This is a genomic window from Nocardia miyunensis NBRC 108239, assembly GCF_001613065.1.
In the GTDB taxonomy this organism is placed as follows: Bacteria; Actinomycetota; Actinomycetes; order Mycobacteriales; family Mycobacteriaceae; genus Nocardia; species Nocardia miyunensis.
Genome location: NZ_BDBQ01000010.1, coordinates 56,796 through 79,440 on the forward strand (window position 1 = coordinate 56,796; position 22,645 = coordinate 79,440).

17 protein-coding genes are annotated in these 22,645 nt (G+C 67.5%); 9 read left to right on the forward strand and 8 right to left on the reverse strand.

Annotated elements, in window-relative coordinates:
* Positions 1-53: 53 nt before the first annotated feature.
* The 3 genes from NM2_RS05535 to NM2_RS05545 form a co-directional block, all read right to left on the reverse strand.
* Positions 54-1,247, reverse strand: coding sequence for a cytochrome P450 (locus tag NM2_RS05535; protein WP_067664767.1), 1,194 nt, complete (start codon positions 1,245-1,247; stop codon positions 54-56).
* A 147-nt stretch (positions 1,248-1,394) separates the two neighbouring features.
* Complete coding sequence (locus NM2_RS05540) at positions 1,395-2,237, reverse strand: SDR family oxidoreductase (RefSeq protein ID WP_067664769.1); 843 nt, start codon at positions 2,235-2,237, stop codon at positions 1,395-1,397.
* Positions 2,238-2,493: 256 nt separating this feature from the next.
* Positions 2,494-3,894 (reverse strand): DHA2 family efflux MFS transporter permease subunit, encoded by a 1,401-nt coding sequence (locus NM2_RS05545; protein WP_067664771.1) that lies wholly within the window; start codon positions 3,892-3,894, stop codon positions 2,494-2,496.
* 92 nt (positions 3,895-3,986) lie between these two features.
* On the opposite strand from NM2_RS05545, the gene NM2_RS52520 reads away from it, so the two are divergent.
* Positions 3,987-4,907, forward strand: a complete 921-nt coding sequence (locus NM2_RS52520) for a LysR family transcriptional regulator (protein WP_067664773.1) — start codon at positions 3,987-3,989, stop codon at positions 4,905-4,907.
* Positions 4,908-5,278: 371 nt separating this feature from the next.
* On the opposite strand, the gene NM2_RS05555 is transcribed toward NM2_RS52520, so the two are convergent.
* A complete protein-coding gene (locus tag NM2_RS05555) occupies positions 5,279-5,665 on the reverse strand; it encodes a VOC family protein (RefSeq protein ID WP_067664775.1) in 387 nt (128 codons plus the stop codon).
* Positions 5,666-5,716: 51 nt separating this feature from the next.
* Complete coding sequence (locus NM2_RS05560) at positions 5,717-6,541, reverse strand: SAM-dependent methyltransferase (RefSeq protein WP_067665060.1); 825 nt, start codon at positions 6,539-6,541, stop codon at positions 5,717-5,719.
* A gap of 193 nt (positions 6,542-6,734) precedes the next feature.
* On the opposite strand from NM2_RS05560, the gene NM2_RS05565 reads away from it, so the two are divergent.
* Complete coding sequence (locus tag NM2_RS05565) at positions 6,735-7,994, forward strand: FAD-dependent monooxygenase (protein WP_218025855.1); 1,260 nt, start codon at positions 6,735-6,737, stop codon at positions 7,992-7,994.
* Entirely contained in the window at positions 7,987-8,715 is a 729-nt protein-coding gene (locus tag NM2_RS05570; RefSeq protein ID WP_067664777.1) for a TetR/AcrR family transcriptional regulator, read from the forward strand. The genes NM2_RS05565 and NM2_RS05570 overlap by 8 nt, the downstream gene beginning before the upstream one ends.
* Before the next feature lie 112 nt (positions 8,716-8,827).
* On the opposite strand, the gene NM2_RS05575 is transcribed toward NM2_RS05570, so the two are convergent.
* Together NM2_RS05575 and NM2_RS05580 are read right to left on the reverse strand one after the other, a co-directional pair.
* Positions 8,828-9,973, reverse strand: coding sequence for a hypothetical protein (locus tag NM2_RS05575; RefSeq protein ID WP_067664779.1), 1,146 nt, complete (start codon positions 9,971-9,973; stop codon positions 8,828-8,830).
* Positions 9,974-9,981: 8 nt separating this feature from the next.
* Positions 9,982-10,911 (reverse strand): metal-dependent hydrolase, encoded by a 930-nt coding sequence (locus tag NM2_RS05580; protein ID WP_067665066.1) that lies wholly within the window; start codon positions 10,909-10,911, stop codon positions 9,982-9,984.
* 205 nt (positions 10,912-11,116) lie between these two features.
* Between NM2_RS05580 and NM2_RS05585 the strand changes: the two genes are divergently transcribed.
* The 4 genes from NM2_RS05585 (at position 11,117) to NM2_RS50850 (ending at position 19,209) form a co-directional block, all read left to right on the forward strand.
* On the forward strand, positions 11,117-11,746 hold the full coding sequence (locus NM2_RS05585; RefSeq protein ID WP_067664781.1) for a TetR/AcrR family transcriptional regulator: 630 nt from the start codon (positions 11,117-11,119) through the stop codon (positions 11,744-11,746).
* A 142-nt stretch (positions 11,747-11,888) separates the two neighbouring features.
* A complete protein-coding gene (locus tag NM2_RS05590) occupies positions 11,889-17,354 on the forward strand; it encodes an ATP-binding protein (RefSeq protein ID WP_067664783.1) in 5,466 nt (1,821 codons plus the stop codon).
* A 102-nt stretch (positions 17,355-17,456) separates the two neighbouring features.
* The gene (locus NM2_RS05595) at positions 17,457-18,257 is read left to right on the forward strand and encodes a class I SAM-dependent methyltransferase (RefSeq protein ID WP_067664785.1); all 801 of its coding nucleotides are present in this window, start codon (positions 17,457-17,459) and stop codon (positions 18,255-18,257) included.
* Between the two features lie 283 nt (positions 18,258-18,540).
* The gene (locus NM2_RS50850; RefSeq protein ID WP_218025856.1) at positions 18,541-19,209 is read left to right on the forward strand and encodes an HNH endonuclease family protein; all 669 of its coding nucleotides are present in this window, start codon (positions 18,541-18,543) and stop codon (positions 19,207-19,209) included.
* Positions 19,210-19,267: 58 nt separating this feature from the next.
* Here the strand turns inward: NM2_RS50850 and NM2_RS05605 are convergent, their stop codons facing one another.
* Complete coding sequence (locus tag NM2_RS05605; protein WP_067664790.1) at positions 19,268-20,209, reverse strand: RNA polymerase sigma-70 factor; 942 nt, start codon at positions 20,207-20,209, stop codon at positions 19,268-19,270.
* A gap of 448 nt (positions 20,210-20,657) precedes the next feature.
* Here NM2_RS05605 and NM2_RS05610 point away from each other — a divergent pair, with 448 nt between their 5' ends.
* Together NM2_RS05610 and NM2_RS05615 are read left to right on the forward strand one after the other, a co-directional pair.
* Positions 20,658-21,020 (forward strand): DoxX family protein, encoded by a 363-nt coding sequence (locus tag NM2_RS05610; RefSeq protein ID WP_067665070.1) that lies wholly within the window; start codon positions 20,658-20,660, stop codon positions 21,018-21,020.
* A gap of 116 nt (positions 21,021-21,136) precedes the next feature.
* Positions 21,137-22,387, forward strand: a complete 1,251-nt coding sequence (locus NM2_RS05615; RefSeq protein WP_067664792.1) for an MFS transporter — start codon at positions 21,137-21,139, stop codon at positions 22,385-22,387.
* The last annotated feature ends 258 nt before the right edge of the window (positions 22,388-22,645 follow it).

Here is a 22,645-nt window from a genome sequence, read left to right on the forward strand (position 1 = left end):
CACAGCCGAATACGAGGGCGTCCCACATGAAGGCGGGACGCCCTCGCCGCTCCCTATATCGCGACCGGAAGTTTCGCCCACCCGCGCACGCTGGAGGTGTGCGCCCGGACCGCACCGCCGTAGTCGACCTCCCAGTCCGGCCAGCGCAGCAGCACCTCCTCCAGCGCGACGCGTGCCTCCAGCCGCGCCAGCGCGGCCCCGAGGCAGAAGTGCAGTCCGAACCCGAAACTCAGATGACTTGTCTGCCTGTGGATGTCGAACCGGTCCGGGTCGACGTACTGACGTTCGTCACGATTGGCCGAGGCGTTGAGCAGCAGCATCACCGATCCCTCGGGGACCGTGTGGCCGTAGTACTCGGTCGTCGTCGCGACGTATCGGGCCTGCACCGGCGAGGGCGGCTCGTAGCGCAGCACCTCCTCGATCGCGCCGGGGATCAGCGCATGGTCCGCCGCGAGTTCACGTCGCTGATCGGGATGCTCGGACAGCAGCTGCCCGGTGAATCCGATGAGCCGCGTGGTGGTTTCGCTGCCCGCCCCGAAGATCATGCTGATGTAGGTCAATATCTCCGTACGACTGAGCGGCCGTTTCCCACCGTTCTCGTCCTCGACCTCCGCATTGATCAAATCGGTCATCAGGTCGTCGGTGGGATTGCGCGCACGCCAGTCGACGTATTCGGCGATGAGTTCCAGATTCGGCGGTTCGGCTTTCATTCCCTCCCCCGGCGTGCCGGATTCCAGCGAAATGATGGTGTCGGTGGTATCGCGAATCTTCGACTGGTCCTGCTGAGGAATTCCGAGCAGCGCGCCGATGGTCTGCATGGGCATCGCGGCGCCCAGGTCGGCGATGAAATCGAAACCGCCCGTGCCGACCAGCGGTTCCAGCGCCGCGACGGCGAACTGCCGGGCGATCGGCTCGACGGCCGCGACCCGCCGCGGGGTGAACACACGCGCGAGAATCTTCCGGTGCGTATCGTGCAGCGGCGGATCCTCGAACAGGATGAGTCCCGACGGAATTTCCACTCCGCTGGAAATGATGTCCAGTACGGTGCCTCGTCCCGAACGGAATGTCCGCCAGTCGTGCAATCCCTTGGCGACGTCCGCATATCTGCTCAGGGCATAGAACCCGTACCGGTCGTTGTGATACAGCGGGGCCGACGCGCGCAACCGCTGCCATACCGGGTAGGGATCGTCGTCGATGGCGAAATCGTACGGATCGTAATACGGTTCCGCTTCCAGGGTTTCGGGCATGTTCTCCGCCTTTGCGCGCCACACCGGTGGAATCGACCGGCTGCGGTGGATGTGCTCTCGGGGTGCTCGCCGGATCGGAATTCACGCGAACGCGTTGCGCGGCAGCGTGTTCGGCAGGTCCGGCGAGATGAGCGAGCCAGGGCCGGACTAGCCGAGCGGGACCCGGCCGGTGATGATGTCCATCAGCGGTTTTCCCGGAGCGTATGCGCCGGTGAGCGAGGACATGGCGTGCCCGCTGTCGACGATGAGGGTGATTCCGCTGACGCCGCTGGCGGCCTCGCTGTTGAGGAAGACCATGGCGTTGCCCATCTGCTCGGGAACATGCAGCGGCACCCCGGTGTCGTCGCGGTAGTCCTGCGCGAACGCGAGCCAGCTCTCGGCGTTGGCGCGGGCGAGCGGGGTGTCGGTCGGGCCGGGACAGATGGCGTTGATCCGAATCCCTCTCTCCAGCAAGGGATATGCCCGGGTCGCCACGTAGGCGTTGATCGCCTGCTTGCTGAAGCCGTAGTGCATCGCACCGCTGTCCTCGCGAGCCCGCACCCAGGCGTGCGCGCTCGCGTAGTCCGGGGTGTCCAGGAATTCCCGCACCAACGGCAGGTTGTTCTCCCACCCCATACCGGCCACCGAGGAGATGAAGCAGATCGCCGAGCCGCGCGGCAACCGTCCGGCCGCGAGCAGCCGCTCGATCAGGTGCCGATGGCCGATGAAGTTGGCGCGCATCATATCCGGACCGTCCGCGATGCCCGCCGCGGCGAAGACGGCGTGGACCGGACCCGTCAGCGAGTCGACCGCGGCATCGATCGAGTCGGGATGCCGCAGATCCATCGCGACGACCCGGTCCGTGGCGTAGTCGACGGGAGCGTTGTCCATCACGGTGACCTCGGCCCCCAGGGCTTTCGCGATATGCGCTGCCGCAGCGCCCATCCCCGTCGCGCCACCGACCACGAGCGCGCTTCTGCCGTCGTACCGGAACTTGTCGACAGCGCTCATATTTCCTCCGGTTCGAACCACAGTATGGAGACCTAACTTTTGTTCCAAAAGTAGCGAGTGTTGCCCCGGTTGGTCAATAGCTCTCAACGGCGAAGAGCGGGCCGCAATGACCACTCTTCCGGCAATACCAGTGGACGAACGTGCGGGCCGACGACGAACGAGCACGTCGGCATCAGACTCGACAGCATCGGACAGATACCAAATATATGTTTACAATCCGGCACACGGGATCCGATGCCGCCCGATCCTCGCACCGTCACCGCTGCCCGGCGAGCGAACGGTCATCCGCGTGGATGCGGCTGACGCGTGAACCGATGATCGACAGCGTCACACCCAGCAGGTACGTCACGAGAATCGCGGTGAACGCGACGTGCAGCGAGAACGCGCCGGTCACGTTCAGCAGCGCGCCGAGGACCGCGACGCCGAACGCTCCTCCCGTCTGCCGTGCGGTGTTCAGCACTCCGGAGGCCAGGCCGACGCGGTCCGCGGGCGCGCCGGCCAGCGCCGCGGCGGTCATCGCGGGCATCGCCAGGGAGGTCAGCCCGATCGGCAGTGTGCACAGCACGAGCGCCCACACCGGCGCGTGCGCGGGCAGAACCGCGATCAGCAGTGCGCCGGTGGCGGCGCAGAGCAGGCCCGCGGTTATCGCCCGCCATTCGCCGACGCGGGCCACGACGCGGGCGGCGAGGAAGGCGAACATGCCGACGATGACGGTCATCGGAAGCATCGCGGCACCCGTGGTGAACGAGCCGAGGTGATGGCTGTCCTGGAGATCCAGCGCGAGGCAGAACAACGTTCCGTAGAGGCCGAAGTTGAAGATCACCCCGATCGCGATCGCCACCGCAAAGGTGCGGCGGCGGAACAGAACCGGATCCACCATCGGATGCCGGACCCGAGATTGGCTGACGCCGAACGCCACCGCCGACGCCGCGCCCACGCCGAACAAGAGCAACGGCGCGTCCGCGAGCCAGCCATCCTGTCCGGCGAGGATGAATCCGCCGGTCAGCGTCGCGAGGGTGGTGATCGCCAGCACCTGGCCGATCCCGTCGAGCCGATGCCGGTGACGCCGGGTCTCCGCCACCCGGCGGCCCAGCAGCCACGCGGTGATCACGGCGACGGGGACGTTGACAACGAAGATCGCGCGCCAATCGATCGCCTCGGTGAGGACGCCGCCGAGGATCGGCCCGCTCGCCAGGCCGATCCCCGACACGCCGCCCCAGATCGCGAGCGCTCGTCCGCGCTCTCGCGGATCGGGGAACGTGTGCGCGATCAGCGCCAGCGAACACGGCATCAGCCAGGCCGCGCCGAAACCCTGCACGACCCGCGCGGCGACGAGCATCTCCATCGAGTTCGCCGCACTGCACACCGCGCTGCCCAGCGCGAAGACGCCGAGCCCGAGCAGATAGCCGGCACGCGCGCCGACGCGGTCGGACAGCGCCCCGGCGGTCAGCAGCAGCGCCGCGAAGGCCAGGGTGTATCCGTTGACGATCCACTGCGCGGACGACAGACTGCCACCCAGGTCCGAAATGATCGGTCGCAGAGCGACATTGACGATGGTCGCATCCAGCGTGATCATTCCGAACCCGAGACAGATCGCCGCCAGGCCGAGCCGGGCTCCGAGTGTTCCGGTACGTGCGAGGGCGGGGGCCGAGTTCATGTCTGCGATCGTCTGCCCGCGCGGGCCGCCCGTCCACGACCGGTGTGCTGACGCTCATAGGCTGTGCCTAACAGTGGGAATACGCTGGGGCGATGGAACTGCGACAGTTGCGCTACTTCGTCGCCGTCGCCGAGGAACTGCATTTCGGACGGGCCGCCGCGCGGCTCTACATCGCGACGCCGTCGCTGTCCCAGCAGATCAAGGCGCTGGAGGCCGGCCTGGGAGTGACGCTGTTCGAACGGGACCGACGCCACGTCGAACTCACCTCCGCGGGCGCGATGCTGCTGTCCGACGCCCGCGAGATCCTGTCGCTCGCGGCCGCCGCCGAACGTCGGCTGGCGGGGACCACCGGACCGCTGCGCCTGGGCTATGTGAGCTGGCTGCCCGAGAAGTTGCTCGCCTCGCCCGGGGCGGATCTGCGGATCGACGAGTGGGTGATGCCCAGCCACGTGCAGATCGGGCGCGTGCTCGACGGCGGCCTGGACGCCGCCGTCGCCTGGGCCCCGCACCGCGACGAGCGGCTCGACTACCGATTGCTCTGGGCCGAACCGCTTTTCGCCGTCACCACCCGGTTCGGCGCGACATCGGTCGCCGCCGAGGAACTCACCGTTCTGGTCGATTCCGATCTGACGTCCTGGGATGCCTGGAACCAATTCGCGATGGAGTTCGCCGAGTCGACCGGGTGCCGTCTGCTGCGCATCGATGACGGCGGCATCACCGGAACCGCGTTCCATCACCACTGCAAGCGGCTCGACACACCGGTGCTCGCCTCGCCCAAACGCCATCCGACCCCGCTCCCCGCGGGCTTGCGCGCCCGGCCGATCCACGATCCGGCGCCGCTGTGGTGCTGGTCGCTGATCACCCGCGCCGACGAACAGCGAAGCAGCGTCGGCGCGTTGCGCGAGCATGCCGAACAGCTCTCACTCGAGTTCCCGCCCGACGATCTCGACGGGCCCGTCTGGATTCCGGCGGCCGATCCGCATCGCGACGCACTCACCTCGGACCGCATGTGACGTCCGCATCAGGGTCACCGCAGAGCTGAGAGAGCGGCCACTGTCCGGAATCTCCGGTTGCAACCCTAATCCGAAGGTCACCTTCGACCCCTGCACGATGATCTCAGATGACGTCGTACTGGAAGCCGGATACAACTCAGCTGCAAGAAAGAGATACTCCGGCTTCACGCACCCGCCGAATCTTATCCTGGGCTGCGAGTTCAAAGACGATGAGCATGGCCCGATAAACCCCAGATACGTTCTGGACATAGCTTCGACGAACAAACGCGGAAGCATTTCCCGATCCGTGCACCGACATATTTGATACTGTCAAAATGATTGGGTCGGCCATCGGAGCCGACAATTAGACCGGTCAACTGCCCGAACGACGCTCAGTCGGTGGAATCCTTTGGGTACCAACGTAACTCGACGGTATTACCGTCCGGGTCGGCGACGTAGATCGACGTCGCCTGGCCTCGGGCGCCCCAGCGGGGAACCGGGCCCTCGAGCACGGTGAACACACCGGAGTCGATGACCTCCTGCCAGTCCAAGGGCTCGACCACCAAACAGATGTGATCCACGTTCGCCTCGCCGCGCGGCATGCTCTGTAGATCGATGACCGTCCGATCGGTCACCCGGACCGACGGGAACGGGACCTGTCCGGCTCGCCACTCGTCGAGTCGGTCCGCTTCCAAACCGAGTGTGCCGCAGTAGAATCCGAGCGAACGCTCGACATCCGAGACGTTCAGCACCAGATGATCGAAGTCCACGACCCGCATGACGCCCTCCGTGTTTCGGTCCTGCTCGAATTCTAGTCTCGTGCGAGCATCTCAGGGTTTGCGCGCCACTCCGCAGAAGAACGCGACCTCGGCGTCGATCTCTGCCGCGGTCTTGGCGTGGCCCACTTCCTCGGCGGGAGATCCGGCCGAGGTGGGCCACAGACGGCTGACGACCACTCCGGGATCGATCAGGTCGAGGTCACGGAAGAAATGGGAGATCTCCGCGTAGGTGCGCGGGAAGGCGTCCATCTTGTTATTGCGGTACACCTCGCCGACCTCCGCCAACGCCGGGTTGAGATCGGGCGTGGCGTGGGTGATGGACAGATAGCTCCCGGCCGGGACCGCGGCCATGATCTTGTCCACGATGGTGTACGGCACAGGGTCCGGGAAGAAATGCAGGATGCCGAAGCAGGACACGCCGACCGGCTCGTCCAGCAGGTTCCGGAATTCGTCGGATTCGATCAGCCGGTCGACGTCGGCGAGATCGATGTCGACGAAGCCGACCAGACCTTCGGCGGTGTCGTCCAGCTCGCCGAGCGCACGCGAATGCGCCAGAACCACCGGATCGTTGTCGACGTAGAGGATTCGGCTGTCGGGCTGGATTTCGCGGACGACCTGATGAAGATTCGGCGCGGTGGGAATTCCGGTGCCGAGATCCAGGAAACGCCGGATGCCTCGTTCCCCGGCGATGAATTTCGTCGCCTTCACCATGAAGTCCCGGTTCTCGCGCGCCGCCCGGCGAATGTTCGGAAAGACCTTCTCCACTTGCGCGGCAGCCGCTCGATCCGACGGGTAGTTGTCCTTGCCGCCGAGGAAATAATCGTAGATCCGAGCCTTCGATGGCCGATTCGTATCCAATGCGCCCCCGTCCGTCATGCCGCACATCCTAGCCCCGCTACGGGCGCCCCACCTGGGAGTCGACGAATCGCGAAACCGGCGCACACTTCCGGAATCATGAAGCGCACAAGCAGTTTTCAGGAGGAACAGCACTGACCGGCGACGCGCTCTCGAGACGATTCATAGGCCCAAAACTGACCAAATGACCAATCTGGTCAGTATGCTCTGCGACATGATCGAAGACAGTGGTAAGCGCGCCCTGGTAGTCGGCATGGGCGTAAGCGGCATCGCGACGGCCGCGCGGTTGCGTAGGGCGGGCTGGACCCCGGTGATCATCGAGCGGGCGCCGGCCAGGCGCACCGGCGGTTACTTCATCGCACTGTTCGGCGCCGGGCAGGCGGCGGCGCGGCGGCTGGGGATCCTGGACGCGATGCACAACCGCACGGGCCGGGACGTGCCCGCCGACCTCGACCGCACCGGGCGCAGCCGGCCCGGAATGTCGTTCGCCGATCTACCCGGCGAGCCCTGGATCGTCCTGCGCGGGGACGCCGAGAATGCCGCGTACTCAACACTTCCCGACGATGTCGAGGTGCGCTTCTCGACGGTGCCGACCGCGATCGAGCAGGATGACGACGGCGTCACGGTCACCCTGCACGACTCCGCGGCCGGAACCTCGGTCACCGAACGATTCGACCTGGTCGTCGGCGCGGACGGCCTGCGCTCCACGGTTCGCCGCCTGACCTTCGGCCCGCACGCGAACCACCTGCGACGGCTCGGTTACATGGTCGCCGCCTGCGGATACCCGGGCACCCCGCCCGGCCTGGCACCCGGCCAGGGCGCCACGCTGCTGGAACCCGAACGCTCGATGTGGGTCTTCGCCTTCACCGACCACGAGCCGACGATCATGATGACGTACCGCACCGACGACGTCGACGCGGAATTCACCGGGACTCCCGCCGAGCGCCTGCGGGCCGCATTCGGGCCCGAGCCGCTCGGAATCATGCTCGAGGATGTGATCGCGGCGTTCGAGGCCGCCGACGACAAGCTGTTCGACTCGGTCGAGCAGGTGCACATGGACAGCTGGCACCGGGGTCGGGTCATACTGCTCGGCGACGCGGCATGGTGCGTGACCCTCTACGCGGGCATGGGCGTCTCCGCCGGATTCATGGGCGCGGACCTGCTCGGCGCGATGCTCGAACGACACCCCGGGGACATCCGCGCCGCACTGGACGAATGGGAACGAGCACTGCGCCCGCACATCCAGTACTACCAGGACAACGCGTTCGACGACCGCAAGATCTTCGTCATGGACAACCCGTGGGAGATCCGGTTGCGCCGGTTCATGCCGAAACTGGCCAGAACCAGAATCGGCGCACTCATCGCCAAACGATTCCTCAGGCCCGAGGTGATGGAGCGCAAATGCACGGATATCGTCGGTGATGTGTTAGCAAAGCTCCCGACGCCCGAGCACGAGCGGAGATCCGTTGCCTGAACTGCCCGAACACAACTCCCCCAAGGCGGCACGCGTCCTCGCCGCCGCGGGTGAGTTGCTGCTCAGCCGCGGCAGCAGAGGAGTGACCATCGCCGAGGTCGCGCACAAGGCCCATATCGGCAAGGGCACGGTCTACCTCTACTGGAAGACCAAGGAGGATCTCCTGCTGGGCCTGATCGCCCGGGATTTCCTCGCCCTGGTCGACGAGCACACCGCCGCGATCACCGCCGATCCGGACCTGATCCGGCCCTCGCGCATGTGCCCGCGCATCCTGCACGACGTGGCCGAACATCCCTTCGTGCAAGCGCTCCAGAGCAACGACGAGGACCTGCTGGGCGCACTCGCCGACGATCCCCGGGCGACGACCTTGCTCGACACCCTCGGACCGGACGCACTGCTGCACACCGTCCTGCCGGTCTGGCGGGACAACGGATTCGCCCGATCCGACTGGCCGCTGACCGAGCAGGTATTCGCGCTGCACGCGCTGACAACGGGCTTCATCGCGACCACCTCCGACCGTCGTAGCCGACTGCGGGTCTCCGATCCCGGGGCCGTTCTCGCCGCCGCGGTCACCGCCTTGCTCGGCCCCGAACAGGCCACCCCACAGCAGGCGAATACCGCTGTCGCCGAGGCGATCCGGATGCTCGCCGAGGCCCGCTCGGTCGCCCTGAACCTACTGGGCCTGACCGCGTCCGCATCCGAACCCGCTGGGGCACACTGAACCTCGACCGGACGGCAAACGCCGCCCGGCCCACAGTCCGCGCCGGATTCCCGTGTCGGCGATCGTGAACGGGCCGAGCTACGATCGCCGACCGGCCCTTGTGCCCCGCGAACTACCCTGCCGCCGCAGCGGCCTCCGGCACCGCGCCCGATACCTGCGCGCGAGCCCGGGGCCTGACGAATGCCGCTGCCGCACAGAGAATCGCGATGACGAGGCAGGCGATCGTGTACCAGATGTTGCCCACCGGCCCGCCGTTGCGCGCCCAGCCGTTCGATGCGTTCAGGAAGTCCGGCAGCGCAGTGCCCCAGAGCAATGCCATGGCGCACAGGTAGACGATGGCGTAGCCGCGCACGAGTTGATTCGAATAACGGAACTCGCTGTCGCCCTGTCGGATTCGCAACCACTGGCGCGCCAGAACGGGAATCGCGATGACGCTCAGCACGACCAGCTCCGCGGCGTAGAGCCAGCCGCGCACGGTGATGTTGTTCGCACCGAACACCGTGGCCGGAATGGGCAGCACTCCGGTGCCCGCGGACCCCAGGATCCCGATCACGATCGTCCGCCAAACCAGTTGCAGGCCACTGAATTCGCGTCCGGCATCCACGTGCCGACCGACGAACAGTTGCACGAACAACGCCAGCGACATCGGCCACAGCGCGGCGAAGACCACGACACTGGACAGCGGCACCGAATCGAACATGGGCTGGTTGAGCGAATTGCCGGTGGACCACTCCCACCACTTCAGTTGCGGCCCAAGATGATCGAAGATCTCGTAGAACGCGTGGTGGACGAAGCCGACGCAGATCGCGCCGATCAGCACGCCGTATCGCCGGAAAACCCCGAGCATGCGCACGATTTCGAAGGCCAGCGTCGCCATGAACGGATAGATCGCGACGATGTACAGCGGCAGCCGTCCCCACAGGAAGTCGACCGTGAACACGTTGTGCGCGAACATCGTGTCCACATGTCCGCTGATGCCGAAGGCGGCCGGAAAGTACAGCGGCGGTTCGATGATGAACAGGTAGGCCGTCGCACCGAGCCAGAGCACCAGATTGGTGGGGTCGCCGCGGCGCAGCCGCCGGATGGCGTGCACCAGCGTCAGCACCGCACCCAGGATGACGACGACCTCGAGCACCGGCAGGGTCCAGTTCTCCAGCGCGAACGGATTGCGGAACGCGACGAGCCCGCCCTCGGTCCGGCAGGAGAACCCCATCTCGGTCGCCAGCCGGGCGAATGTCGGCGAACAGTGATCGGACATGGTTCCCCCTACTTCGACGCGGTCAGTTCGGCCGTGTACCACAGGGATACGTCGTAGCCCTCGTCGTAGCGCCGGAACCACAGATCCGCCAGGGCGGGCAGATTCTCGTGCGCCGGATTGTGTCTGGGCATCTGGCTGCGGACGACCCCGCTCAGCGCGACCAGTTGCTCGCGCAACGGCAGTTCGGTGAACGCGCGCGGCATCGTCCCGTTCTCGGGCACCCGCAGCGGCGCGATCCAGCGGCCCAGCCGACGGCGGTGCCGGTGCATGGCGAACATCGACAGCGCATCCACCTGCCGATCCTCCAGTGGCACATGCTCGTTGAAGCCCTTGCAGGCGATCCGGATCACCTTCATCACGTGCCGGAAGATCGAGGGCGCCATGCGCATCCGGTAGACGTCGCTGCCCACGATCGAGTCGAAGATGATCAGCGCGGAACTGCGGTGCTCGACCTCCTCCACGAAATGCCAGATGAACAGCGAGGCCACCCGGTCGTCGCCGGGCGCGAACAGGTTGGCGTCGTTGTCCAGCATCAGCTTGAACACCGGGGTGAAGGTGGCCTCGAGATCCGCGGTGTAGGCCAGGCGGTAGTCCAGCGAGGTGTTCGCGGTGAGAGAGTCGAATTCGCCGATGACCTCATCGAGGGTCTCGCGCAATCGCGGGTACCGGCGGATCAGGCCGTTGACGTGCTGGCGATGCGCGGTCGAATGCTGCCCCTCCTGCCGCACGAACGCATCGGCTTCCTCGGCCACGTCAGGATCGGTGATCCGCGGCATCGCCTCGCGAATCATGTTCACGATCATCTTCTCGAAGCCGATCGCGAGGAAGGACACCGCGTTCGCCATGGACGAGAAGGCCGGATTCTTCTCGTTCCACAGGAACGGAACGTCGTAGTCCGCGAATGCGAATCGCATCTTCCGGACATGTAGGTCGGTCACCTGCTGTACCTCCATCGTTCGTCCGGGCATCGTTGCCCGCGCAGGCCGGTTGACGAGACGATCATACATAGAAGCGTATGTTTGTATGATTAGATTCGCCCGGAACGTGATAACCGGGATCCGGTGCGTTCCCTGGTAGCGTCGAATGCCGATTCACTCGGGGGGAATCCCCCGCAACACCGGTCCGAGCCGAGGAAGCAGGGCAGTGGCACGAAGACGCGGGTGGGGCGGGAGCCCACCGAGCACCGACGAGGAGGCATCCCGGCGCATCGTCGGCGCGGCCGTCGAATTGATCGGGCGCACCGGTTCGGAGGTCAATATCGCCGAGGTCGCCGAGGCGCTGGGCGTCACGCGGCAGACGGTGTACCGCTACTTCCCGAGTTCGGACGCGCTGATGCGCGCCGCGGCGTTCACCTCGGTGGACGGATTCCTGGATCGGCTGGCCCAGCAGGTCAGCGATATCGACGATCCGGTCGACGCGCTGACCGAGGGGGTGGTCTTCACCCTGTCCGAGGTGCGCTCGACTCCCCATCTGGGCATCCTGCTGTCGAGTACGTACTCGAATCTGCAGCCCGAGAGCCTGACCTCCGAGGAAGCACAGGCGTTCGGCATGACCATGATCAGGCGTTTCGACGTCGACTGGGAGCAGCACGGTTTCGACGACCGCGCCCTGGCCGAACTCGTCGAATACGTCCTGCGCACCATGCAGTCGTTCTTCCTCGCGCCCGGCAATCCGCCGCGCGGCGACCAGGAACTCCGGCGCTACCTGCGGCGCTGGATGGGCACCGCGATCCGGGCGCAGACCACATATCGTGACTCGTCTCACACCCCTTGACGGGGCGGTGCCAGAGGATACGGACCAGTAACACCCGTACGCCGTGCACATATCTACCTACAGGGTGCACACTACGCACAACCAGCAGTCGCAAACCCTCACCCGACCGGGTCAGTGCCGTGAAATGGAAAGGAGTTGGCGAGTGTTCAGCCGCATCGCCATCGTGAACCGGGGCGAGGCCGCCATGCGCCTCATCCACGCCGCTCGAGATCTGGCCGCGGAAACGGGGCAAGCGATCGAGACCATTGCGCTGTATACCGATGTCGACCGCAACGCGACATTCGTGCGCGAGGCCGATATCGCCTACGACCTGGGCCCGGCATCGGCTCGGCCGTACCTGGACCTGAAGGCCCTCGAGCGCGCCCTGATCGCGACCAAGGCCGATTCCGCCTGGGTCGGTTGGGGTTTCGTCGCCGAGGATCCCGCTTTCGCGGAACTCTGCGACCACATCGGCATCACCTTCATCGGTCCCGACGCCGACGCCATGCGCAAGCTCGGCGACAAGATCGGCGCGAAGCTGATCGCCGAGGAGGTCGGCGTTCCGGTCGCGCCGTGGAGCCGCGGCGCGGTCGAATCGGTCGAGGCGGCCGTGGCCGCCGCCGGGGAGATCGGCTACCCGCTGATGCTCAAGGCCACCGCGGGCGGCGGCGGGCGCGGTATCCGCGTCATCACCAACGAAGCCGACCTGATCGACGCCTACGAGCGCACCAGCCAGGAGGCCGCGCGCGCGTTCGGCAGCGGCGTGGTCTTCCTCGAGCGCCTGGTCACCGGCGCCCGGCACGTCGAGGTCCAGGTCATCGCGGACGGCCAGGGCACCGCGTGGGCGCTGGGCGTGCGCGACTGCTCGGTGCAGCGGCGCAATCAGAAGATCATCGAGGAATCGGCCTCGCCGGTGCTCAGCGCCGAGCAGGCCGCCGAGCTCAAGGCCTCGGCCGAGCGGCTCGCGGTCACCGTCGGTTATCGCGGCGCGGCCACCGTCGAATTCCTCTACCACCCCGGCGAGCGGCTGTTCGCCTTCCTCGAGGTCAACACCCGCCTGCAGGTCGAGCACCCGATCACCGAATCCACCACCGGATTCGATCTGGTCCGCGCGCAGCTGCTGGTCGCCTCGGGCGGCAAGCTCGAGGGCGAACCCCCGGCCGAACGCGGACACGCCATCGAGGCCCGGCTCAACGCCGAGGATCCCGACCGCGACTTCGCGCCCGCGCCCGGCCGCATCGCGCGACTGGATCTGCCCGCGGGTCCGGGTATCCGGGTCGACACCGGCGTCAGCGAGGGCGACACGATTCCGGCCGCCTTCGACTCCATGATCGCCAAGATCATCGCCTACGGCCGCAACCGCGACGAGGCCCTGGGCCGGTTGCGTCGCGCGGTGGGCCAGACCCGCGTCGTCATCGAGGGCGGCGCGACCAACAAGAGTTTCGTCCTGGACCTGCTGAACCAGCCCGAGGTGATCGACGCCAGCGCCGACACCGGCTGGATCGACCGCGTGCGCGGCGAGGGACGGCTGGTCTCGCATCGGCACTCCGCCATCGCCCTGGCCGCCGCCGCCATCGATGCCTATGAAGAGGAAGAGCGCGTCGAGCAGCACCGGCTGCTGTCCACCGCCTCGGGTGGGCGTCCGCAGGTGCAGCACCAGAGCGGACGTCCGCTGGACCTGAAGCTGCGCGGCGTCACCTACCGCGTGCGCGTGGCCCGCATCGGCGCGCACCGGTTCCGGATCGGCATCGAGGTCGGCGACGAAATCCGTACCGCCGCAGTCGATCTCGAACGTTTCGACAGTCACACCGGACATGTCGTGGTCAACGGCACCCGCTACCGGCTGATCACGGGCACGCACGGACCCACCAGCCTGATCGACGTCGAGGGCGTCACCCACCGGATCAGCCGCGACGAGGGCGGCGTCGTGCGCTCCCCCGCGCCCGCCCTGGTCGTCGCGATGCCGCTGGCGATCGGCGACGAGGTCGAGGCCGGCGCACCGGTACTGGTGCTGGAGAGCATGAAGATGGAGACGGTGCTGCGCGCGCCGTTCCGCGCCCGGGTCAAGGAGTGCGGCGTTTCGGTCGGCAGCCAGGTCGAGACCGGCGCACCGCTGCTGCGGCTCGAGCCGCTCGCCGAGGACGGCGACGCCGCCGAGGACACCTCGACCGGCGCGGTCGAGCTGGATCTGCCCAGCGAGCCCGATTCGGTCCAGCCGGACGAGCGCCTGGCCCGCGGCCTGCAGGATCTGCGCAGCCTGCTGCTGGGCTTCGACGTCGACCCGCACGACGAGAGCCGCGTGGTCGCGGACTACCTCGCCGCGCGCCGGGCCTCGATCGCGAACAACCACCGGCCGCTGGCCGAGGAACTCGAACTCGTGCAGATGTTCGCGGACCTCACCGAACTGAGCCACAACCGCCAGTGGGACGAGGAGGGCGAGCACGGACACGTGCACAGCGCCCGCGAGTACTTCCACACCTACCTGCAGAGCCTGGACGTCGAGCGCGCCGGACTGCCCGAGGCGTATCGGACGCGGCTGTCCCGTGCGCTGGCGCACTACGGGATCACCGAGCTCGATCGCACCCCCGATCTCGAGGGCGCGGTGTTCCGGATCTTCCTGGCGCAGCAGCGCCCGTCGGACACCGTCACGGTCATCACCACGCTGCTGCGTGAATGGCTGAGCGAGCCGGTCCCGGACCGCGTGCTGCGCGAGCCGGTCGGCCTGGCGCTCGAGCGTCTGGTGGCCGCGACGCAGGTGCGTTTCCCGGTGATCGCCGACCTGACCCGCGGTCTGGTGTACGCCTGGTACGGCCAGCCGCTGCTGCGGCGCAACCGCGCCCGCGTCTACACCAACGTCCGCAAGCACCTGCGGCACTTGGACGCTCACCCGGACTCGCCGGATCGCGCCGAGCGCATCGCCGAGACCGTGCGCAGCACCGAGCCGCTGGTGCGGCTGCTGGGCCAGCGCCTGGTCCGCGGGAGCCTGGACAACTCGGTCATGCTCGAGGTGCTGACCCGCCGGTACTACGGCAACAAGGGCCTGAGCGATGTGCGCACCCAGCAGGTCGGCGATTGTTCCTTCGTGATCGCCGAACGTCGCGGCACCAGCCTGGTCTCGGCCGCGGTGAGCTTCGACGCGCTCGACTCCGCGCTGCGCGGCCTGGCCGAAATGGCGACCGGCACGATGTCCATCGAGGCCGACATCTACCTCGGCTGGGAGCGCCAGCCCGAGGACTTCGACTCGATGGCCTCGGCCCTGCAGGAGGTTCTGGCCGCGCACCCGCTGCCGAACCAGGTGCACCGGATCACCACCACCGTCGCCGGTAGCGGCGGCGCGGTCATGCACCACCACTTCACCTTCCGCCCGACCTCGACCGGTATGACCGAGGAGCGGCTGATCCGCGGTCTGCATCCGTACATCGCGGAGCGGATGCAGATGAAGCGGCTGCGCAAGTTCGACCTGACCCGGCTGCCGTCCTCGGACGACGACGAGGTGTACCTGTTCCGCGCCGTCGCGAAGGAGAATCAGGCCGATGAGCGCCTGGTGGCCTTCGCACAGGTCCGCGACCTGACCCCGCTGCGCGAACACGACGGACGGCTGCTCGCGCTGCCCACCGCCGAGGCCACCATCGCCACCTGCCTCGACTCGATCCGCCGCGCGCAGTCCCGGCGGCGTTCGGCCAAGCGGTTCAACACGAACCGCATCGTGATGTACATCTGGCCGCCGATCGATCTGACCGCCGCGGAGTTCGGGGCCATCGTCGAACGCGTCGAACCGACCACGGTGGGCGCCGGGCTGGAGGAGATCCTGATCATCGCCCGCGAGCGGGATCAGGAGACCGGCGAGCTGACCAAGGTCGCCATCCGGATCAGCTTCAACGCCACCGGCGGCACCGAGACGATCGTCGGCGAGCGGACCGACGAGGCGGTCGAACCGCTGGACGAGTACCGGCAGAAGGTGCTGCGCGCGAGCAGCCGCAACACCGTCTACCCGTACGAATTGACCGGTCTGCTGGGCGATTTCACCGAATACGACCTCGACGCCGAGCATGTGCTGGTCCCGGTCGACCGGCCGCGCGGGCACAACACCGCGGCGATCGTCGCGGGTGTGGTGAGCACCGCGACCGAGCGGCATCCGGAGGGTCTGGCCCGGGTCGTGCTGCTGGGCGATCCGACGAAATCCCTCGGCGCGCTGTCCGAGCCGGAGTGCCGCCGGGTGATCGCGGCCCTGGATCTGGCCGAGCAGATGCAGGTTCCGCTGGAGTGGTACACGCTGTCCTCCGGCGCCCGGATCTCGATGAAATCCGGTACCGAGAACATGGACTGGGTGGCCGCGGCGCTCAAGCGGATCGTCGAGTTCACCCAGGACGGCGGCGAGATCAACCTCGTGGTCACCGGCATCAACGTCGGCGCGCAGCCGTACTGGAACGCCGAGGCGACCATGTTGATGCACACCCGCGGAATCCTGGTCATGACACCGGATTCCACGATGGTGCTCACCGGTAAGCAGGCGCTGGACTTCTCCGGCGGCGTCTCGGCCGAGGACAACTTCGGCATCGGCGGCTACGACCGAGTGATGGGCCCCAACGGCCAGGCGCAGTACTGGGCGCCGAACCTTGCCGCGGCGCGCGGCATCCTGATGTCGCACTACGACCACACCTACATCGCGCCCGGCGAGAAGGCGCCGCGCCGGGCGGAGACGAGCGACCCGGTCGATCGCGACGTCTCCGGATACCCGCACGTGCTGGCGGACAGCGATTTCAACACCGTCGGCGAGATCTTCTCCGCCGCGAGCAACCCGGATCGCAAGAAGCCCTTCGACATTCGGACCGTCATGCGGGCGCTGTCCGACCAGGACCACCCGGTGCTGGAGCGCTGGGCGGGCATGGCCGACGCCGAGACCGCCGTCGTGCAGGACGCGCACCTGGGCGGAATCCCGGTGTGCCTGTTGGGAATCGAGTCGCGCGGCGTGCCGCGGCGCGGCTTCACCCCGACCGACGGACCGGACACCTACACCGCGGGCACGCTGTTCCCGCAGTCGTCGAAGAAGGCCGCGCGGGCGATCAATGCGGCCAGCGGCAACCGGCCGCTGGTGGTGCTGGCGAACCTGTCCGGCTTCGACGGATCGCCCGAGTCGATGCGCAAGCTGCAGCTCGAGTACGGCGCCGAGATCGGCCGCGCGATCGTGAACTTCGAGGGACCCATCGTGTTCTGCGTGATCTCGCGGTATCACGGCGGCGCGTTCGTGGTGTTCTCCAAGGCGCTCAACCCGAATATGACCGTGCTGGCGCTGGAGGGCTCGTTCGCCTCGGTGCTCGGTGGCGCTCCGGCCGCGGCCGTGGTGTTCTCCGGCGAGGTGGACACCCGCACCGCGACCGATCCGCGGGTGCGCGAGCTGGAGGCGCGCGCGAGCAACGCCACCGGCGCGGACCGGGCCGGCCTGTCGGCCGAACTCGACGAGACCCGGACCTCGGTCCGGGCCGAGAAGCTCGGCGAGGTGGCCGCGGAATTCGATCGCGTGCACAGCATTCAGCGCGCGGTCGAGGTCGGTTCGGTGGATGCGATCGTGCGTCCCGAGGAACTGCGTCCGCGCATCATCGAGGCGATCGAGGTCCGGCTGTCGAACTGAGATCCGCTTCCCGGACGTGATCTTCGCGTCCGATAGGCTCGGCGTCGCGCCCATCGAACGAGTTTCGGTGGGCGCGACGCCGTATTCGTCGAGGAGGTTCCCGTGAGCAAATACACCCACGGTCATCACGAGACGGTGCTGCGCTCGCACCGGCAGCGCACCGCGGCCAATTCGGCCGCCTATCTGCTGCCGCATCTGGATCCGGACGCCTCGCTGCTGGACATCGGCGCCGGGCCCGGGACGATCACGGTCGATCTGGCCACGCGGGTGGGCCGGGTGACGGCCACCGAGATCGGGGAGGCCGAACTGGCGCTGTCCCGTGATCTGGCCGCCGAACGCGGCGTCACCGGTATCGAATTCAGCGTTCAGGACGTGCACGGGCTGACCTTCGCGGACGGGTCGTTCGACGTCGTGCACGCGCATCAGGTGTTGCAGCACGTGGCGGATCCGGTTGCGGCACTGCGCGAGATGATCCGGGTCACCCGTCCGGGCGGGCTCGTGGCCGCGCGGGACGCCGACTACGCCGGATTCGTCTGGTGGCCCGCACTTCCCGAGCTCGACGAGTGGTTGCGGCTGTATCGCACGGCGGCGCGCGCCAACGGCGGTGAGCCCGATGCGGGGCGGCGGATGTTGTCGTGGGCGCGGGCCGCGGGCGCCACCGATATCACCGCGACCTCGTCCACCTGGTGCTATGCCACGCCCGAGGATCGACGTGAGTGGGGCGGCATGTGGGCCGGGCGGGTCGTCGAATCGGCGTTGGCGCGGCAACTCGTGGACTCCGGGCTGGCGAGCACGGCGGATCTGCGGCGGATCAGTAGCGCCTGGCTGGCATGGGCCGAAGCCGAGGACGGCTGGATCTCGATCGTGCACGGCGAGATACTGATTCGCGTCCCCGCGCAATAGTGCTGTGCCGCAGGATAATTGCCTATCGCACAGCTCCGGTCGCGAATCTCCCGCTCCCCCTGAGGATCCGCACACCGGTGGTCCGATCACGACGGCCCACCGGATTCTCGCCACTGGAAGACGCTGACTCGAAGCCTCAGGCGGACCGCGGATTTCGATGGCGGCCGCGATCCGGCCGCAGCCCCGGCCCGCACTGTGATGAAGATCCAGGTGTTGCTCACCCATAACTCGCCGTGATCCGTCATGATGGGATCACGTTTTGCTGGTTCGTATTTCGGAAGTTGTGAGTAGCGTGGTGGCGGGTTCGAAATCGGTCCGATCCTCGGGCTGGGTAAAAATCGCGGTATCGGTACTGGTCCTGGTGATCGCCGCGGTGTCGTGGTGGATCAGTAACGGGAATACCTCCAGCTCGGGTTCGGGCAACGGCAAGGCATCCACGGCACTGGCAGAGCTGGCCAAGTTGACGGTCTCGCCCGAGGACACCGGGAACACCTACAACCGCGACGACTGGCCGCACTGGATCGGGCAGGGCAAGAGCTGCGACACCCGCGAGATGGCTTTGCAGAAGCAGGGCAAGGACGTCAAGACCGACGGCCAGTGCCGGGCCGTGTCGGGCACCTGGGTCTCGGCCTACGACGGCGTGGTCATCCACGACGCCGGTCAGACCGACCTGGACCACGTCGTCCCGCTGGCCGAGGCCGCCCGCTCCGGCACGCGCAGCTGGACCAAGGATCAACGCAAGACGTTCGCCAACGACCTCGACCAACTCCAGGTCGTCTCCGCCCGCTCCAACCGCCAGAAGGGCGACCAGGACCCCGCCCACTGGCTCCCGGAGAAGGACAGCTGCGCTTACACCATCAAATGGGTAGCGACCAAAACCAAATACCACCTGACCATCGACAAGGCCGAACACGACGCCATCAACGGCGTCCTCACCCACTGCACCAGCTGACCCGTTCAGCGAATTCCGTTGCAGCCCAACGTACTACCGCACCTCCCACACTGTTCCTTCAGCGGATCAGATCGGTTTCCCGATCCATCCGCGCCAGCTTCTCGGGATTGCGCACCGCGTAGAGCCCGGTGATCCGGCCGTCATCGATGCGCACCGCCAGGACCGTGTCGATCTCGTCGTCGAGCTTCAGGATCAGCGCCGGATAGCCGTTAACCTCGACCGGCTCGTGCTGCAAGCCCGCCGCGATGAGCCCGCCGAATCGGCCCCGGCGCGCGGACAGCAGACGAGCCACCTTCCACGCGCCCGTGATGGGCCGCGGCACCGCCTGGCGGATTCCGCCGCCGTCGCCGACGAGCACCACATCCGGCGCGAGAATGTCCAGCAGCCCCTGCATATCGCCGGTCCGGATCGCCCGCTCGAACGCCTCAAGCGCGACCCGCGTCTGCGCCGGGGAGACCATCTCGCGCGGCCGCCGCGACGCGACGTGCGCGCGGGCCCGGTGCGCGATCTGACGCACCGCGGCCGGGGTCTTGCCGACCGCCTCGGCGATCTCGTCGTAGGCCAGATCGAACACCTCGCGCAGCACGAACACCGCCCGCTCGGTCGGCGCGAGCGTCTCGAGCACGAGCAGCATCGCCATCGAGACGCTCTCCGCGAATTCCACGTCGGCGGCGACATCGGGCGAGGTCAACAGCGGTTCGGGCAACCACGATCCGACATAGGATTCCCGGCGGCGGCCGACGGTGCGCAACCTGGTCAGCGCCTGCCGCGTGGCGATCCGCACCAGATAGGCCCGCTGATCGCGCACCTCGTCCAGATCGACTCCGACCCAGCGCAGCCATGTCTCCTGGAGGACGTCCTCCGCGTCCGCCGCCGATCCGAGCATCTCGTAGGCGACGGTGAACAGCAGATTGCGGTGCGCGAGAAAGGCTTCGGTCGCGACATCGGCCCGGCCCGCCCCCGGCTCGCCCGCCCCGTGCTGCGAATCAGTGCCGTCCATGGACACTCCTTCCCGCTCGATGCGACTCATCTCGCCCATTTCACCCCGCTCCCGCCCAGTCCGCGACACCGCAGGACGCCACTCCGGCCGCACCCTCCCCGCCGGACCCATACCTGTCACGGAAAATCGGCCCGCTCGAATCACACCGCGTCATCCGGCAACCGCCGATCCCGCACCAACCACTCCAGCGATCCGGACAATCCCGACCACACAGCCGGGTCGCCCCGCGCCGGGCGACCTGTTCATCCGTGGCAGTCATGGGATCCTTTCGGCTCGATCCGACCTGTGTCCTTCACGAGACGCCGGTCCCCCACGGTCTGTGACAGCGGGTCCGAGTGACGGTCGCCACTCGGACCCGCTGTCACATCGCTGCCCCGTGCGGCATCGAATGGGCAACTCGATCGGCTCCGGTTCGGAATCCCGGGCCGCCGGCACTCAAGGAGACATCATGAACCTCGCACTGTGGATCGCCGCCGGAGTACTGGCCGTCGTCGCGCTGTTCGGCGGCATCACCAAGACCTTCGTGCCGCGGGAGAAACTGGCTCAGGCGCCGGGCGGGGGCTGGACCGCACACGCCACGAACGGCTTCGTGAAAACCCTCGGGATTCTGGAGATCCTGGCCGCGGCCGGGCTGATCCTGCCCGCCGCGCTCGACATCGCCCCGGTGCTGGTGCCGGTGACCGCGATCTGCTGGGTACCGCTGATGATCGGTGCGATCGTCACCCATCTGCGCAGCGGCGAGGCCAAGGTCGTCATGCTGAATGTCGTCTATCTGGCGGTGGCCGTGTTCGTCGCCGTCGGGCGGTTCTGATCCACACAACCGATCGTTGTGGCACGCCGACGATGCGGTTGTTTGATTCCCTTGTGCACGACCTGGTTTCATTCCGCTGGTCAACGTGAGGTTGTTCGAAACGGGGTGATGCGCCGGTGCGTGGCTCGGGTGACAGTTCGCTGGGACGTCGATTCGGCTGGTTGTGGACGGCCTACGCGGTCAGCGCCTACGGATCCGGACTCGGTTTCGGTGCGTTGCCGCTGATCGCGGTGCGGGTGCTGCACGCGGGGCCCGCGCGGGTGTCGGCGCTGTCGGCCGCGGGGCTGACGGTGGGTGCGCTGATCGCGGTGCCGCTGGGGCCGTGGATGGAGTTCCGCCGCAAACGCCCGGTGATGATGACGATGGATCTGATCCGGTTCGCCGTACTGGCGACGATTCCGCTCGCCTTCGCCTTGGGACTGCTCACCTTCGCGCAGTTGCTGATCGTGTCGGTGATGACCGCCGCATCGGAGATCACCTTCAAGGCCGCGAGCGGAGCGTATCTGAAAAGCCTTGTCCCGCAAAAGAATCTACTCATCGCCAACGCACGATTCGAGTCGACGACGTGGACCGCGCAGACGATCGGGCCACCGCTCGGCGGCGCGGCCATGGGCCTGCTGGGCCCGGTGGTGACCGTCATCATGGACGCGGCGAGCTATCTGCTGTCGGCGCTGAGCATCACCGCGATCGGCGGCGGCGAACCGCATCCCGCCCGCAGGAGTCCCGCCGGAATGCGATTCGGCGAACTGCTGGACGGCTGGCGCTGCCTGTTCGAGCACCGGCGCCTGCGCGCCCTCCTGGCCAACGGCGCACTCACCGCCGGCCTGATCCTGGCCGCCGAACCGCCCCTGATCGTGCTGATGGTCGGCCCCCTGGGATTCGCGCCGTGGCAGTACGGACTCGCCTTCGCCATCCCCTGCGCGGGCGGCCTGATCGGCTCCCGGCTGTCCCGCCCGCTCACGCGACGCTTCGGCCGACGTCGCGTCATGCGCACCACCGGCATCCTGCGTGCCTGCTGGCCGGCCGGCCTGGCCTTCATCGGGCCCGGTATCCCCGGGCTGGCCCTGGTCGTCGTCCTGGAATTCGGCCTGATCCTGTGCATGGGCATCTTCATGCCGCTGCTGGCCACCTACCGCCTCGGACAGCTGAGCCCCGATCGCGTCGCCCGCGCGCTGTCGGCCTGGACGATCACCCAGCGAGCCACCACCGCGACCCTCACCGCCCTCGGCGGCGTCCTCGCCGCGCTCACCACCCCGCGCACCGCCATCGCCGTCGCCGGACTGCTCTTGCTCGCCACTCCCCTGCTCCTGCCCCGGCGCGAAAACCCCGCCCCCGCAGAACCGGAACTCATCAGCGACCGAGCTTGACCGCCGCCCGACATTCACCATCGGCCGATCCACGAGGCAACTCCCCTCGACCGCGGCGGCGAGCGAATCGCCGGTTTTGAAAATTCTTCCACACGGTTGCCTCGGAAATCGGTCCCGTACTGCCCTCGCGCAGAGGCATCAGCGCACCTCGGCACGCATCGGCGGTGGTCAGAGACTCGAACGTAGCGCGCGCGTCCATTTCTCGGCCGTCCGGCCCGTTCGCGCCCGATGGCCGGATCGATCGGAACACGTTGTCAT